Annotated in this window: 13 protein-coding genes; 3 read left to right on the top strand and 10 right to left on the bottom strand. The window is 68.1% G+C overall.

From position 1 onward, the window contains the following. Positions 1-2 precede the first annotated feature (2 nt). The 6 genes from ruvX to WFJ97_RS02230 all read right to left on the bottom strand — a co-directional run bounded on the left by ruvX (position 3) and on the right by WFJ97_RS02230 (position 7,077). The gene (ruvX, locus tag WFJ97_RS02255) at positions 3-476 is read right to left on the bottom strand and encodes a Holliday junction resolvase RuvX (RefSeq protein WP_336640337.1); all 474 of its coding nucleotides are present in this window, start codon (positions 474-476) and stop codon (positions 3-5) included. Beyond that, positions 473-3,133 carry an alanine--tRNA ligase gene (gene alaS / locus WFJ97_RS02250; protein ID WP_336640336.1) on the bottom strand — a complete coding sequence of 887 codons (2,661 nt, stop codon included), beginning with the start codon at positions 3,131-3,133 and terminating at the stop codon, positions 473-475. The genes ruvX and alaS overlap by 4 nt, the downstream gene beginning before the upstream one ends. A gap of 58 nt (positions 3,134-3,191) precedes the next feature. Further along, positions 3,192-3,380, bottom strand: a complete 189-nt coding sequence (locus tag WFJ97_RS02245; protein WP_247622433.1) for a hypothetical protein — start codon at positions 3,378-3,380, stop codon at positions 3,192-3,194. A 121-nt stretch (positions 3,381-3,501) separates the two neighbouring features. Continuing rightward, a complete protein-coding gene (gene rpsD, locus WFJ97_RS02240) occupies positions 3,502-4,131 on the bottom strand; it encodes a 30S ribosomal protein S4 (protein WP_247622432.1) in 630 nt (209 codons plus the stop codon). A gap of 150 nt (positions 4,132-4,281) precedes the next feature. Beyond that, positions 4,282-5,589, bottom strand: coding sequence for an acyltransferase family protein (locus tag WFJ97_RS02235; RefSeq protein WP_336640335.1), 1,308 nt, complete (start codon positions 5,587-5,589; stop codon positions 4,282-4,284). A 48-nt stretch (positions 5,590-5,637) separates the two neighbouring features. After that, positions 5,638-7,077 (bottom strand): replication-associated recombination protein A, encoded by a 1,440-nt coding sequence (locus WFJ97_RS02230; protein WP_336640334.1) that lies wholly within the window; start codon positions 7,075-7,077, stop codon positions 5,638-5,640. Between the two features lie 87 nt (positions 7,078-7,164). On the opposite strand from WFJ97_RS02230, the gene WFJ97_RS02225 reads away from it, so the two are divergent. From WFJ97_RS02225 to WFJ97_RS02215, 3 genes are all read left to right on the top strand, one after another. Further along, positions 7,165-7,464: a hypothetical protein gene (locus WFJ97_RS02225; RefSeq protein WP_247632177.1), complete on the top strand. Its 300-nt coding sequence runs from the start codon at positions 7,165-7,167 to the stop codon at positions 7,462-7,464. Between the two features lie 112 nt (positions 7,465-7,576). Next, positions 7,577-8,929, top strand: a complete 1,353-nt coding sequence (locus tag WFJ97_RS02220; RefSeq protein WP_336640333.1) for a DUF349 domain-containing protein — start codon at positions 7,577-7,579, stop codon at positions 8,927-8,929. 63 nt (positions 8,930-8,992) lie between these two features. After that, positions 8,993-9,544 carry a type IV toxin-antitoxin system AbiEi family antitoxin gene (locus WFJ97_RS02215; RefSeq protein WP_336640332.1) on the top strand — a complete coding sequence of 184 codons (552 nt, stop codon included), beginning with the start codon at positions 8,993-8,995 and terminating at the stop codon, positions 9,542-9,544. Here the strand turns inward: WFJ97_RS02215 and WFJ97_RS02210 are convergent. The 4 genes from WFJ97_RS02210 to WFJ97_RS02195 all read right to left on the bottom strand — a co-directional run bounded on the left by WFJ97_RS02210 (position 9,531) and on the right by WFJ97_RS02195 (position 15,020). Next, on the bottom strand, positions 9,531-11,780 hold the full coding sequence (locus WFJ97_RS02210) for a RelA/SpoT family protein (protein ID WP_247632174.1): 2,250 nt from the start codon (positions 11,778-11,780) through the stop codon (positions 9,531-9,533). The genes WFJ97_RS02215 and WFJ97_RS02210 overlap by 14 nt on opposite strands. Before the next feature lie 75 nt (positions 11,781-11,855). Continuing rightward, positions 11,856-12,845 carry a protein translocase subunit SecF gene (secF, locus tag WFJ97_RS02205; RefSeq protein WP_247632173.1) on the bottom strand — a complete coding sequence of 330 codons (990 nt, stop codon included), beginning with the start codon at positions 12,843-12,845 and terminating at the stop codon, positions 11,856-11,858. Continuing rightward, the gene (secD, locus tag WFJ97_RS02200; RefSeq protein WP_336640331.1) at positions 12,845-14,572 is read right to left on the bottom strand and encodes a protein translocase subunit SecD; all 1,728 of its coding nucleotides are present in this window, start codon (positions 14,570-14,572) and stop codon (positions 12,845-12,847) included. The genes secF and secD overlap by 1 nt, the downstream gene beginning before the upstream one ends. A gap of 55 nt (positions 14,573-14,627) precedes the next feature. After that, positions 14,628-15,020: a preprotein translocase subunit YajC gene (locus tag WFJ97_RS02195; protein ID WP_247632171.1), complete on the bottom strand. Its 393-nt coding sequence runs from the start codon at positions 15,018-15,020 to the stop codon at positions 14,628-14,630. Positions 15,021-15,059 lie beyond the last annotated feature (39 nt).

Genomic DNA, 15,059 nt, shown 5'->3' with positions numbered 1-15,059 from the left:
GTTCAGGGATGCTCCTCGTCGGACGGGACAGCGGCACCGGCCGGGTTTCCGGTGCTCTTCTCCGTGTCGATCGCCTGCTGCAGCAGCACCACCGCGGCGACCTGATCCACAATGCTACGAGAGTTCTTCTGATTTCGACCTGAAGAACGCAGGGCCGCGTGCGCGGACACCGTGCTGAGCCGTTCGTCGACGAGCCGTACCGGGACACCGGTGCGCGTGCGAAGGGCTGCGGCGAACTCCCGTGCGTCCACCGTCGACGCGGTGTCCGCGCCCTGCATGTTCACCGGGAGACCGACGACGAACTCCATCGGCTCGTACTCGGCCGCGAGCTCCACGAGCCGATCGATCGAGGTCTCCGAGCGCGGCACCGTCTCGACGGGGACGGCGAGCATTCCGTCGGGATCGCACCGCGCGACGCCGACGCGGGCGCGCCCGACATCGATGCCGAGGCGCACCCCGCGTCGGAAACCGCTCACGCTGCGTGCAGCTCCTGGACGATGGCGTCGAGTGCGGCGGGCAGTGCCGCGGCATCCGTTCCGCCGCCCTGCGCGACGTCGTCACGCCCGCCGCCGCCTCCGCCGAGCACTCCGGCGGCGCGCTTCGCGAGCGCTCCCGCCTTCGCACCTGCGGTGCGAGCGGCGTCGTTGGTGGCGACGACCACGACCGGACGACCGTTCACGACGGCGCCGAGTGCGACGACCGCAGCATCGGAGCCGAGGCGGTCGCGGACGCCGAGCACGAGTTCGCGCAGATCGTCGGCCGAGGCCAGCTCACCGAGCGACTCCGTGGCGACGTGGAACGCGGCGATCCGGCGCGCCGCGTCGGCGATCGCGGGAATCTGTCCCGCGCGCTCCTTGGACTCGAACTGAGCGATGCGCTTCTCCGCCGCCTTGAGGTTCGCAGCGAGGTCGGAGATGCGCTCGGCGAGCTGATCGCGCGGCGTCTTCAGCGAACTCGTGAGCTGCGAGACGATCGCACGCTCGGCAGCGAGCTCACGGAAGGCGTCGACGCCGACGAGGGCTTCGATGCGACGGTTGGATGCTCCCACCGACGATTCTCCGACGAGGCTGACGAGGCCGATCTCGGCGCTGGAGCCGACGTGGGTTCCCGCGCAGAGCTCACGCGACCACGGGCCACCGATGTCGACCATGCGCACCACGTCGCCGTACTTCTCGCCGAACAGCGCCATGGCGCCGGCTTCCTTCGCCTCGTCGAGCGAGACGATGCGCGTGGTGACCTCGAGGGCGTCGTGGACGGCGCGGTTCGTGATCTCCTCGATCTCGTTGCGCGTGTCGGCCGACAACGCCTGCGACCAGGAGAAATCGAAGCGCATGTAGCCGGCGCGGTTCAACGAGCCCGCCTGCGTGGCGGTCGGACCGAGCGTGTCGCGGAGCGCAGCGTGCACGAGGTGCGTCGCGGAGTGCGCCTGACGCGCCGCGCGACGGTTGGCCGCATCGACGACCGTGGTGGCGGCATCGTCGACGGCGACCGTTCCGGTGCTCACCTGCACCGTGTGGCTGATGAGTCCGGGAACGGGACGCTGCACGTCGAGCACTTCGAGTTCGAAGCCGGGGCCCACGATCGTTCCCTTGTCGGCGACTTGACCTCCGGACTCGGCGTACAGGGTCGTCTCGGCGAGGACGACTTCGGCGATCTGGCCCTCCGATGCGCTGCGCACCGGCTGCCCGTCGACGAGGATGCCCAGGATGCGGGACTGCACCTCGAGTTCGGTGTACCCGTCGAAGCCGGTCTCGCCGAGAGCGCGCAGCTCCCGGTAGACGGAGACGTCCGCGAGTTGACGCTTGCGGTTGCGCGCGTCTGCCTTGGCGCGGTCGCGCTGCTCACGCATGAGGGTGTCGAACGCGCCGCGGTCGACCTCGAGCCCGGCTTCCTCGGCGACCTCGAGCGTGAGGTCGATCGGGAATCCGTAGGTGTCGTGCAGCAGGAAGGCCTCCGGGCCGCTCAGCGCCGTCTTGCCCTCCTTCTTGGTCTCGTCGAGCGCCAGGTCGAGGATCGTCGATCCCTGGGCCAGCGTGCGACGGAAGGTCTCCTCCTCGGCGAACGCCGACGCGGAGAGGGTCGACCAGTCGCGCTCGAGTTCGGGGTACGACGACTTCATCGCGTCGCGCGAGGTGGCGAAGAGTTCGGGGAAGACCGGCTCGTCGACGCCGAGCAGCCGCATCGCACGCACCGTGCGGCGCATGAGGCGACGGAGGATGTAGCCGCGGCCCTCGTTCGACGGACGCACGCCGTCGGAGAGCAGCATGAGCGAGGAGCGCACGTGGTCGGCGATGACGCGGAAGCGCACGTCGTCCTCGTGGACCTTGCCGTAGGTGCGGCCGGAGAGCTCGACGGCACGATCGAGGACGGGGCGCACCTGGTCGATCTCGTACATGTTCTCGACGCCCTGCTTGAGGAAGGCGACGCGCTCGAGACCCATGCCGGTGTCGATGTTCTTCTGCGGGAGCTCGCCCACGATGTCGAACTCGGTCTTTCCGCGGATGTTCTCGATGAAGTCCTGCATGAACACGAGGTTCCAGATCTCCAGGAATCTCGAATCGTCGGCCGCGGGGCCGCCGTCCTTGCCGTACGCCGGTCCCCGGTCGAAGAAGATCTCGGAGTCGGGGCCACCCGGGCCGGGCTGACCCGTGTTCCAGTAGTTGTCGGCGCGTCCGAGGCGCTGGATGCGCTCGGGCTTCAGTCCGATGATGTCGCGCCAGATCGACTCGGCCTCGTCATCGGTCTCATAGACCGTGACCCAGAGGTCCTTCTCGTCGAACGCGAAGCCGCCATCGGCCTCGCTGCTGGTGAGGAGTTCCCAGGCGTAGCGGATCGCGCCCTCTTTGAAGTAGTCGCCGAACGACCAGTTGCCGAGCATCTGGAAGAACGTGCCATGACGGGCGGTCTTGCCGACCTCTTCGATGTCGTTCGTGCGGATGCACTTCTGCAGGTCGGCGATCCGCGGATGCGGCGACGGCACGACGCCCGTGAGGTACGGGACGAAGGGCACCATGCCCGCGACCGTGAACATCAGGGAGGGGTCGTCGCTGACGAGCGAGGCGGAGGGGACGATGACGTGGTCGTTCTTCTCGAAGAAGTCGAGATAGCGCTGCGCGATTTCCGCAGAATTCATAGGGGTGCCCGGGTGTCCTTGTTCGGAGGTGAGAAGTTCCGCGCGGTTGCGCGAGGGGTCAGTGGTCTTCCGGCTCGGTGAGCCGGGCCTCCTGCGCGCGGTACGCGTCGCCGATGAGCGCGGTGAAGCCGTTGATCCTGGCATCGACCTCGGCGAGGATGTCGTGCCCGCGGGGGTCCTTGTTCATGAAATGCGCAGCGACGAAGCCGCCGATCACGCCGATCAGGAACCACACCATGTTCTTCATGTCGTCATCCTTGCCTTGACCCGCGAAGGCGCGGTGTCTCCATCGTATGCAAAAACGACGAGAGGCGTCGGGTCACCCCGACGCCTCTCGTTTCGAACGCTGAGATCAGCGCCCTGTGGGCTCAGCGAGCCGCGTAGTACTCGACGACGAGCTGCACTTCGCAGGTCACGGGGACCTCGGCGCGCTTCGGACGACGGACCAGGCGGGCCTGGAGCTTGTCGAGCTCGACCTCGAGGTAGCCCGGAACGGGGGGCAGGACCTCGGCGTGACCGCCGGCTGCTGCCACCTGGAAGGGCTCGGTGCCCTCGCTCTTGGCCTTGACGTGGATGAGCTGTCCGGCCTTCACGCGGAAGGACGGGCGGTCGACGAGCTGGCCGTCGACGAGGATGTGGCGGTGCACGACGAGCTGGCGGGCCTGCGCCGTCGTACGGGCGAAACCGGCGCGCAGCACGAGAGCGTCGAGACGCATCTCGAGGAGCTCGACCAGGTTCTCACCGGTCAGACCCTCCTGGCGGCGGGCTTCGTTGAAGGTGTTGCGCATCTGCTTCTCGCGGATGCCGTACTGCTCGCGCAGACGCTGCTTCTCGCGCAGACGGACGGCGTAGTCGCTGTCAGCCTTGCGCTTGGTGCGGCCGTGCTCACCCGGAGCGTACGGACGCTTCTCGAGGTAGCGGGCGGCCTTCGGGGTGAGAGCGATGCCGAGGGCACGGCTCAGACGCACCTTGCGGCGGTCCTGGGACTTCGTGGTCACGAAGCTGTCCTTCCGATGACGTGGTCGCGTCTCTCGCGACTCACGGACGTATCACCCGCGCTCTTCCTCGGGGCGCACGCCGGGGCGCCGTCGAGGTGTGGTGTGAACGAGGAGATGCCCGAAAACTCGGTTTCGAGCCGGTCAAGTCTATCAGAGGCGCCGCGCGTCCCGCGATGCGCCGGATTCCGCCGCATCCTCCAGAGGCTCCGACTCTCGATCCGGACCGGGCCCGCCGACGGTGAGCCACGCGATCGCGAATGCGATCGCCGCCAGAGCCACGGCGGTTCCGAGCGTGAGATAGCCCTGGGTGAGCACCCACCCGACGCCCGCCACGAGAAGCGCTGTCGCCGCGATCGCCGCCGGCAGCGGCATGGTGTGCGCCCTCTCCACCGGCCAGATCCGTTCGATCCGGGGGACGGTCGCGCAGAGCACGGCGAGCACCGCCACGATCGCGAGCACCCACGGGATGCGTGTGATCCACCATGTGGGGGTGAGTACCGGCGGGAACGGCAGCCCCAGCGCCTGCTGTGCGCCGACGACGATCGCCATCGCGACCGTATGCCACAGGTAGATGACCATTCCGTACATTCCGAGGGTGCCGATGATCACGAGCGCGGGGCGCAGACGCATGAGCGCGCGGATCGCCGGCTGAAGGAGCGTGAACAGGTAGACCTGCGCCAGACCGAGCAGGAGCAGGAGCACGGTCGGCGGGTTGAGGTTGGCGATCATGTCGGGGTCGTAGCCCAGCCCGAAGACGGCGACGCACATGAGGCCGTAGGCGGCGACGGCCAGCAGCAGGAGCAACCATCGCGGGCGGCGCGAGTACCACTGATCCCGCACGCCGAAGCCGAGTTGCTGCACGAAGAGCCAGACGAAGAGCCAATTGAGGGCGCCGATCGGCAGACCCCCGAAACGAGAGACGAGATCGACGATCACGACCAGCGCGGCCAGGGTGAAGTACGTCGTCCAGGCCGCACGGCGGTGCAGCGCGGCCATCAGCGGTACGAACGAGGTGCAGATCGCGTACACCGCGATGAACCAGAGCGGCTCGGCGAGCCGGAACGCGAAGGTCCGGAGGAACTCGGCATCGGCTCCGCAGACCGCCATCACCGCGAGGGTGAGGAGCACGCCGAGCATCGCGAGGAACACCGGGCGCGCGAGTCGGAGGGCTCGGACGCGGATGTACTCCCCCGCCGTCTCCCCTCTCTTCTCGAGTCGGCGCCAGGTGGTGATGCCGGCGAAGCCTCCGGCGATGAAGAACGTGGGCATGATCATCCCGATCCAGGTGATCCAGGCCAGCGGCGTCCACTCCGCGAGTGCGTTGAAGGCACGGGGCGGATCGCCCTCGATGCCCATCTGGATCGCATGCAGCACGACCACCACAGGGAGGCAGATCGCGCGGACGAAGTCGATCGAGAGATCACGATCGGGCGGAATGCGAAGAGGAGAACGCGTCACCCGCACACTGTAGAGGGTCGGGCGTCCGCTGCGGGCAGGGGCTGCGGGTCAGCGCCCGTCGAGGATGCGGCGGATCTTCTCGAGCCGCGCCGAGACATCTCGCTCGGCCCCCAGAGCCTTCGGCGCGTAGTAGCGGCGCCCCTGCAACTCGTCGGGGAGGTACTGCTGGGCCACGATGCCGAACTCGTTGTCGTGCGGGTACGCGTAGCCGCGGCCATGACCGAGCCGCTTCGCCCCCGGATAGTGCGCATCGCGCAGGTGGAGCGGGACCCGGCCGAAGCCGCCCTTCCGGATGTCGGCGATCGCGGCGTCGATGCCCGCGTACGCCGCATTCGACTTGGCCGTCGTCGCGAGGTACACGGTCGCCTCGGCGAGCGGGATGCGCCCCTCCGGCATCCCGATGAAAGCCACGGCGTCGGCGGCGGCGACGGCGATCACCAACGCCTGCGGATCGGCGAGGCCCACGTCTTCGGAGGCGGAGATCACGAGCCGCCGAGCGATGAACCGGGGATCCTCTCCCGCCTCGATCATCCGGGCGAGGTAGTGCAACGCCGCATCGGCATCCGACCCGCGAATCGACTTGATGAACGCACTGATGACGTCGTAGTGCTCGTCTCCCTGACGGTCGTAGCGCAACAGCGCTCGGTCGACGGCCTGCGCGACGTCGTCGGCGGAGACTTCCGGGACGACGGATGCCGCACCGGCGGCTTCTTCCCCGGTATCGCCGCTCGCCACGCCGGCTTCGTCGTCGTCGGCGACCTCAGCGTCCTCATCGCCGTCGCCGGCGTCTTCCGCGTCGGGCGGGCTCCCGTGCGAGAGCGCAACGGCCGCACCGGCCTCGAGGCCGGTGAGGGCACGGCGCGCGTCGCCGGAGGCGAGACGGATGAGCGCGGCCCGCGCCTCATCGCTGAGCGTCACCGCGCCGTGCAGGCCGCGAGCATCGGTGACGGCGCGATCGACGAGCAGACCGATGTCGTCGTCGGTGAGAGGTTGCAGGGTGAGTAGGAGCGATCGCGAGAGCAGCGGCGAGATCACCGAGAACGACGGGTTCTCGGTTGTCGCGGCTATCAGGATCACCCAGCCGTTCTCGACACCGGGCAGGAGAGCGTCCTGCTGCGCCTTCGTGAAGCGGTGGATCTCGTCGAGGAACAGGATCGTCGTCTGACCGTAGAGGTCGCGCTGCGTGATGGCCTCCTGCATGACCTCGCGCACGTCCTTCACCCCCGCCGTGATCGCCGAGAGCTCGACGAAGCGGCGACCGGAAGAACGGGCGATGGCCTGCGCGAGCGTCGTCTTACCGGTACCGGGAGGCCCCCAGAGGATGATGGAGACCGCGCCGGGCGACGATGCCTCGGGGTCGGCGAGGGCGACGATCGGCGAGCCGGAACGGAGCAGGTGCCGCTGACCGGCTACCTCGTCGAGCGAGACGGGACGCATGCGCACGGCGAGCGGCGTCTGCCCCGAGAGCAGGGCGGCGGCAGGGGTCATCCCTCCAGGCTAATGCGGTCCACCGACACCGGCGACGATATGCTCTGAGACGACGTCGCCCGGCGGCGTCGATGAGAGGAGCACGCAATGGCGGCACGCGGTTCGAAGAGCGCGCAGGAGCGCACCCAGGCCGAGCGCGCGCGGGTCTACGCGGCGCGCACGGCTCAGCACCAGGAGAAGATCCGTCGCCGCGTGCGCGACAACGTGATCGCCGGCGTGGGTGGCGCGGTCCTCGTGCTCGCAGCGATCGCGAGCCAGGTGGCGCACGCACAGGTCACGGCACCGGAGCCCACGCCCACTCCCTCCTCGTCCGTCGAGCCAAGCGCTCCGGTGGAGACCCCCGCCCCCACCGAGGCACCCGCTCCCGAGGAGACCCCGGCGGAGTGATCCGCGCCCGCTCCGACGCGGAGCGGAACGTCACCGCATCGCATCGTCGCGGCGTACTAGGCTGAACATCGTCCTTTCCGCCTCCCGCGGCCAACCGCGCAAGGAGAACACTGTGTCTGCCAACGAGTCCTCGAAGCCGACTCCCCCCGTCCCCGCTCCCCCGGCGAAGCCGCTGCCGCGCAAGCTGCCCGCCCCCGCCGCCGCCGTTCCGGCCGCGTCCACCGCCCCCGTCTCCAGCGATGCTGCGAAGTGGGGTCGCGTCAGCGAGGACGGCACGGTCGAGGTGCGCGAGGGTGAGAGCTGGCGCGTCGTCGGCCAGTACCCCGACGGCACGCCCGACGAGGCGCTCGCCTACTTCGTGCGCAAGTACGAGGACATCGCCTTCAAGGTGCAGACCCTCGAACAGCGTCACCAGGCCGGCGGCGCGACCGCCAGCGATCTGGTCAAGCAGGCCGGGCACCTGGTCGACGAAGCCACGGATGCCGCCGCCGTCGGTGACCTCGCCGGTCTCCTCGAGCGGCTGCACACGCTGACCGCGTCCCTCTCCGAGGCCACGGCCGAGGAGCAGCAGCGCGCGAAGGAGCTGCTCGACCAGGCCATCGCCGAGCGCGCCGCACTGGTGGAACGCGCCGAGGCGATCGCCGCACGCGACCTCTCGAAGGTGCAGTGGAAGCAGGTCACCGCCGAGCTCGGTGAGCTCTTCGACGCCTGGCAGGCTCAGCAGCAGAACGGCCCGCGCCTGTCGAAGGGCCTGTCGCAGCAGCTGTGGAAGCGATTCCGCGACGCTCGTTCGGTCGTCGACAAGCACCGTCGTGCGTTCTACTCGGAGCTCGACGACACGCACAAGGCCGCCCGCGATGCGAAGACCCGCCTCATCGAGCGCGCCGAAGCCCTCGCCCCGCGCGGCACCGACGGGATTCCCGCCTACCGCACGCTGCTCGACGACTGGAAGGCCGCCGGCCGCGCAGGTCGCAAGGCGGACGACGCCCTCTGGGCCCGGTTCAAGGCCGCCGGAGACGCGCTCTACGCCGCGCGTGCCCAGCAGTCCGCCGCCGAAGAGGCCGAGTCCGCTCCCAAGATCGAGGCGCGTCAGGCTCTTCTGGAAGAGGCCAAGGCCGTTGCCGACGAGTCCAACATCAAGCGCGCCCGCGCCCTGCTCACGCGCATCCAGCGGCAGTGGGATGAGATCGGCCGCATCTTCCCCCGCGACAAGGAGCGCGCGCTCGACGACAAGCTCCGCGTCATCGAGCAGGCCCTCAAGGCCCGCGAAGAGGTCGACTGGAAGAAGAACAACCCCGAGACCAAGGCGCGCGCCAACGACATGAGCTCTCAGCTCCTCGAGGCGATCGAAAAGCTCGAGTCCGAGCTCGCCACGGCCGAGAAGTCGGGCGACAAGAAGGCGATCAAGGAAGCGTCCGACGCTCTCGAGGCGCGCCGCGCCTGGCTGAGCGCCCTCGGCGGCTGACGAGTTCTCCACAGCTCCCGTCCGAGCACACGACAGCGGGATGCCCTGGGCCACACTGGCCTGGTGCATCCCGCTTTCCTGTATCTGCCCGGCCAACGCCTGACACTGCCCGAGCTCACCGCCGCCCGCCTCGACGGCGACGTCGTCGACATCGGCGAGGCCTTCATCCCCGCCGATCTCGTCGAGGGTGCCGACGTGCGGGCAGCGTCGATCGCCACGATCGTGCACCCGGGCACCGCGGTCTGCGGGCCGAGCGCGGTATGGGTGCACGGTGCATGCGATGCGCCGCCGAACCCGCATCATCTTCGCCGAGCGGTGGCGAGGCGCATCCGCGCCGTGCAGAGTCCACGGGTGCGTTATCACGACACGCCACTCCAGGCCGAGGACCTCCTCCCCATCGGCGGCATCCCGATCACGACTCCCGAACGCACGCTGATCGACCTCGCGCTCGGGAGCCACCGGGAACCCGCTCTGGATCGCTGGGCGCACATGCTCATCGAGCACGACCCGGGTCTCATCGGGACCGCGCGGGAACGCATCCGCACCCTGCGGCGCGTGCCAGGCTCTCGACGTGCCCTGGAACTTCTCGAGGGACTCGGTATCAGGAGGACGTGACGCGGTACACGTCGTACACCGCATCGATCCTGCGCACGGCGTTGAGAACGCGGTCGAGATGCACGGCGTCGCCCATCTCGAACACGAACCGGCTGATCGCCAGTCGGTCGTCATTGGTGTTGACCGTGGCGGAGAGGATGTTGACGTGGTGCTCGCTCAGTACGCGCGTGACGTCGGACAGCAGACCGGAGCGGTCGAGGGCCTCGACCTGGATCTGCACGCGGAACACGCTCTTGGTGGTCGGCGCCCACGACACCTCGACGAATCGGTCCTGCTCGCTGCTCAGAGCCTTGACGTTGACGCAATCGCTGCGGTGCACCGAGACGCCGCTGCCGCGCGTCACGAAGCCGACGATCGGATCCCCGGGAACCGGCGTGCAGCACTTCGCGAGTTTCACGAGGATGTCGGCGGCGCCGCGGACGAGAACGCCGGAGTCGCCCGCACGCGGTTCGCGCGTCGGCACGCTGCCCGGCAGGTCGATGGCGCCGGTCGTGGTGTCGTTCGCGGCGACGTTGGCCGTGACCTTCTCGAGCACCGACTGGGTCGAGATGTGCCCCTCGCCCACGGCCGCGTACAGAGCCGAGACGTCTTCGTAGCGCAGCTGCTGGGCGACCTCGGCGAACGAGTCCTGGCTCATCAGACGCTGCAGGGGCAGGTTCTGCCGGCGCATCGCGCGCGCGATCGCCTCCTTGCCCTGTTCGATGGCCTCTTCGCGCCGCTCCTTCGTGAACCAGCCACGGATCTTGTTGCGCGCTCGGGTGCTCTTGACGAATCCGAGCCAGTCCTGACTCGGTCCGGCATCGGGGTTCTTCGAGGTGAAGACCTCGACGACGTCGCCGCTCTTCAGCTCGGACTCCAGCGGCACCAGGCGCCCGTTCACCTTCGCACCCATCGTGCGATGGCCGATCTCGGTGTGCACCGCATACGCGAAGTCGACGGGGGTCGCACCGGCCGGAAGACCGACGACGCGCCCCTTCGGCGTGAAGACGTAGACCTCCTTCGCGCCGATCTCGAACCGCAGCGAGTCGAGGAACTCCCCGGGGTCGGCCGTCTCGGCCTGCCAGTCGGAGATGTGCGCGAGCCAGGCCATGTCGGTGTCGGATGCCCGCACCTCGGCCTTGCCGCCGTTCATCCGCTCCTTGTACATCCAGTGCGCCGCAACGCCGTACTCGGCCTGCTGGTGCATCTCGTGCGTACGGATCTGGATCTCGACCGTGCGCCCCGCGGGGCCGATCACGGTCGTGTGCAGCGACTGATAGAGATTGAACTTCGGGGTGGCGATGTAGTCCTTGAACCGACCGGGCAGCGGCGTCCACCGCGCATGGATCGCACCCAGCACCGCGTAGCAGTCGCGCACCGAAGCGACGAGCACGCGGATGCCGATCAGGTCGTAGATGTCGTCGAACTCGCGACCCCGCACCACCATCTTCTGGTACACGGAGTAGAGCTGCTTCGGTCGGCCCGAGACCTTGCCGCGGATGCGCAGATCACGCAGATCCTCGTCGATCTCCTCGACGACCTGGCTCAGATACTTCTCGCGCTGCGGAGTGCGCTGAGCGATGAGGCTGTGGATCTCGTTGTAGATCTTGGGGTGCAGCACCGCGAACGAGAGGTCTTCGAGCTCGGACTTGATCGCCTGGATACCGAGACGATTGGCCAGGGGCGCGTAGATCTCGAGCGTCTCCTTGGCCTTCTTCGCCGCCTTCTCCGGCGGGACGAAGCCCCAGGTACGAGCATTGTGCAGACGGTCGGCGAGCTTGATCAGGAGCACGCGGATGTCCTTCGACATCGCCACGATCATCTTGCGGACGGTCTCGGCCTGGGCGCTCTCGCCGTACTTGACCTTGTCGAGCTTGGTGACACCGTCGACCAGCATCGCGACCTCGTCGCCGAACTCGGCGGTGAGGTCGGTCAGCGCGTAGCCGGTGTCTTCGACCGTGTCGTGCAGGAGCGCCGCCGCGATGGCGCGCGGTCCGAGACCGAGCTCGGCGAGGATCTGCGCGACGGCGAGCGGATGCGTGATGTACGGCTCGCCGCTCTGCCGCTGCTGGCCGGTGTGCTTGTCCTTGGCGACCGCGTACGCGCGCTCGATCACCGAGAAATCACCGCGGGGGTGGTTGGCCCGGACGGTGCGGATCAGGTTGTCGAGGTCGTTGACCCTGGACGCGCGCGAGAAGATGCGGGGAACCAGACGCCGCAGGCTCGATCCCTGCGCCGGCGACTGCGCTTCCGCCATCCGCTCACCTCCGAATCAGAACATCAGACAATCCTACGTCCGTCCGGCGGGAGCGGCTCCCACCGGACGGATACGTCAGGCTTCGACCGTCGCGCGCAGGCGCGCTTCGCGGATCCGGGCGTCGCGCTCGCGGATCTGCGGCTCGTTCTCGCGGAAGAGCGAGTAGAGCGGAGCGGCGACGAACAGCGTCGAATACGTCGCCACGAGGATGCCGACGAAGATCGACAGCGAGATGTCGGTGAGGGTCTCGGCACCGAGCCACAGCGATCCGATGAAGAGGATCGCTCCGACCGGGAGCGCCGCGACCACCGAGGTGTTGATCGATCGCACGAGGGTCTGGTTCACCGCCAGGTTGACGGACTCCCCGAACAGACGCGCCGATTTCTCGCCGTCTTCATGTGTGTTCTCTCGGATCTTGTCGAAGACGACCGTCGTGTCGTACAAGGAGTACGCCAAGATCGTGAGGAATCCGATCACCGCCGCCGGCGAGATCTCGAAGCCGGCCAGCGCGTAGACGCCGACGGTGATCACGAGCACGTCGAGCAGACCGATAATCGCCGCGGCCGACATCTTCCAGGTTCGGAAGTAGATCGCCAGGATCAGGAAGGTGAGGGCGAGGAAGATCGCCAGGCCCCACAGCGATTGACGAGTGACGCTCTCGCCCCAGGCCGGACCGATGAACGACGACGTCACCTCCGCAGTGTCGACGCCGTACGCCTCGGCGAGTGCCGCGGTGACCTGCTGCGTCTCATCCGCCGTCATCTGGTCGGTCTGGACGCGGATGTCGTCGCCGTTCACCACGACGACCTTGGTCGCCGACTCGGGCACGACCGACTTGACCGCGTCGGTGGCGATCTGCTGATCGGTGCTGTCGGGCGCCGCGACGGTGAACTGCGACCCGCCGGTGAACTCGATCGAGAACTGGATCGGACGGATCAGCGGCACCAGAGCCGAGCCCACGACCAGGATGATCGCGATGATGAACCACAGGCGGCGGCGACCGACGAACGGGAAAGAGGTCTTCCCCGTGTACAGGTTGTTGCCGAACTCATTCATGGAAGGCATCAGGCGTCTCCCTCACTTCCGGCGTTGGTGGGTCTGTCACCCGCGAGAGCCTCCGCGCGCTTGCGCTCGGCGATGGTCTGACGACGCTCCGCCTCGCCGCGCGAACGCGAGTTGCGCGCGCCACGGCCGGCGGATGCCGTCGCGACCTCGCGGAACTGCGACCGATTGCGGTAGACGGCGCCCAGTGCTTCGGGGTCGAGCCCCGAGAGCTTGTGGCCGCCTCCGAAGAAGCGCGTGCGAGCGAGCAGTTGCATCACCGGGTGCGTGAAGATCACGAAGATGAACACGTCGATGATGGTCGTGAGGCCGAGCGTGAACGCGAACCCCTTCACCGTCGAGTCGGCCAGGATGTACAGCACGAGCGCGGCGAGGATGTTGATCGACTTCGAGATGTAGATCGTGCGCTTGGCGCGACCCCATCCGTCTTCGACCGCGGAGGTGATCGACTTGCCGTCTCGCAGTTCGTCTCGGATTCTCTCGAAGTAGACGATGAAGGAGTCGGCGGTGAATCCGATCGACACGATCAGACCGGCCACACCGGCCAGCGAGAGGCGGAAGCCGAGGCGCCACGCCAGGATGCAGATGACGATGTAGGTCAGCACACCCATCACCGCGATGGACGCGATGATCACCGTCCCGAGGGCTCGGTAGACGATGAGGGAATAGATCGCGACGAGGATCAGGCCGATGAGACCGGCGATGAGACCGATCTGCAGCTGCTGCGTACCGAGCGTCGCCGACACGGTGTCGGAGCTCTGCACGGTGAAGCTCAGCGGCAGCGCTCCGTACTTGAGCTGATCGGCGAGAGTCGTGGCGGACTCCTGCGTGAAGCTGCCCGAGATGCTCGGCCGGCCGTCGAGGATCACACCGTTCATGCGGGGCGCCGAGATGACGACGCCGTCGAGCACGAAAGCGAACTGGTCGCGCGGCGACAGGCCGTCGATGCGGTTCTGGTTGAGGCGGGTGCTGACCTTGCCGAACTTGTCGGCCCCATCCGGGTTCATCGTGAGCTGCACGAGCCACGCGCCGTTCTGCGGGTCGCGACCGCTCGCGGCGTCGTCGATCGCCGTTCCGTCGAGCTCGGTCGGGCCGAGCAGGAACTTGGCCTGACCGGTCTCGTCGCAGGCGATCATCGGTTGCTCGCTCGGCACGTTGGTGGGGTTGTCGGGGTTCGCGCAGTCGTAGGCGAGGAACTCGGCCTGCAGCTTGGGCGTGGCCCAGTTGAGGTCGCTGCCGTCGGTCGGCTCGGCCGTCGGCGTCGCCTCGAGCGAGGGGTCGGGGCTGGGGTACGGCGTTTCGTTACCGTCGTCACCGACGAAGGACGTCGTCGCGGCGGTCGTGGCCAGCACCGCGCGGAACTCGAGCTGCGCGCTGCTGGTGATCCGCTCGCGCGTCTGGTCGTCGGCGACACCCGGGATCTGGACGACGATGTTCCGTCCGCCCTCGGTGGTGATGTCGGCCTCCGCCACGCCCGAAGCGTCGACGCGCTGGCGGATGATCGAGGCTGCCTGGTCGAGCTGTTCCGCGGACGGCGCTGCCCCTTCCTCCGTCTCGGCCTGCAGCACGATCTGGGTGCCGCCCTGGAGGTCGAGCGCGAGCTCCGGAGCCCACGAGCTCTTCCCGAAGACGTACACCCCGGCCGCGTTGATGCCGAAGAGGACACCCGTCACGAGGAGCAGGCCGAGAAGGACCCGCCAGGCGTGACGGACAGGAGAGGATGAAGCCACGTGAGTTCAGCTTTCTGAGAGGCCGGATTCCGGGGTGCGGTCGAACGCCGCGGACTTACTTGTCGTCGGCGTCGCGGTCGAGGCGCGCGCGCGTCTCTTCCGGGGTCTCGGCGATCGGAGCGTCGGCTTCGACGACCAGGTCGTCGTCAGCGAGCTCGGTGTCGTCGGCGACGATGTCCTTGGGCTCGACGATGCGGAGGATCGCCTGGCTGTGCACCTCGATCACGACACCGGGAGCGACCTCGACCGACGCGGGGTGGTCGAGGTCATCGGGGTCGTAGGAGACGATCGTGCCGTAGATGCCGCCCTGCAGGAGCACGCGCACGCCGGGAACCGTCTTCGTCGCCTTCTCCTCCTGCTCGGCCTTCATCTGCTTCTGACGCTTGCGCGTGTTGAAGATCATGAAGACGAGGAGGACGGCCAGGAGACCGAAGAGGATGATTTCCATGGGGCGGAGCGCCTTTCTGAGGTGCACGCACCATCAACG

Source organism: Microbacterium sp. USHLN272, from assembly GCF_037149655.1.
Classification (GTDB): Bacteria; Actinomycetota; Actinomycetes; order Actinomycetales; family Microbacteriaceae; genus Microbacterium; species Microbacterium galbinum.
This window is presented reverse-complemented; position numbering and strand designations above follow the sequence as displayed.

Bases quoted from the DNA above. Each gene is read 5' to 3' on its own strand.
- WFJ97_RS02210 (WP_247632174.1), bottom strand. From the start codon at position 11,780: ATGGCGGAAGCGCAGTCGCCGGCGCAGGGATCGAGCCTGCGGCGTCTG.
- WFJ97_RS02230 (WP_336640334.1), bottom strand. From the start codon at position 7,077: ATGACCCCTGCCGCCGCCCTGCTCTCGGGGCAGACGCCGCTCGCCGTG.
- WFJ97_RS02245 (WP_247622433.1), bottom strand. From the start codon at position 3,380: ATGAAGAACATGGTGTGGTTCCTGATCGGCGTGATCGGCGGCTTCGTC.
- WFJ97_RS02195 (WP_247632171.1), bottom strand. From the start codon at position 15,020: ATGGAAATCATCCTCTTCGGTCTCCTGGCCGTCCTCCTCGTCTTCATG.
- secF (WP_247632173.1), bottom strand. From the start codon at position 12,845: ATGCCTTCCATGAATGAGTTCGGCAACAACCTGTACACGGGGAAGACC.
- WFJ97_RS02225 (WP_247632177.1), top strand. From the start codon at position 7,165: ATGGCGGCACGCGGTTCGAAGAGCGCGCAGGAGCGCACCCAGGCCGAG.
- alaS (WP_336640336.1), bottom strand. From the start codon at position 3,133: ATGAATTCTGCGGAAATCGCGCAGCGCTATCTCGACTTCTTCGAGAAG.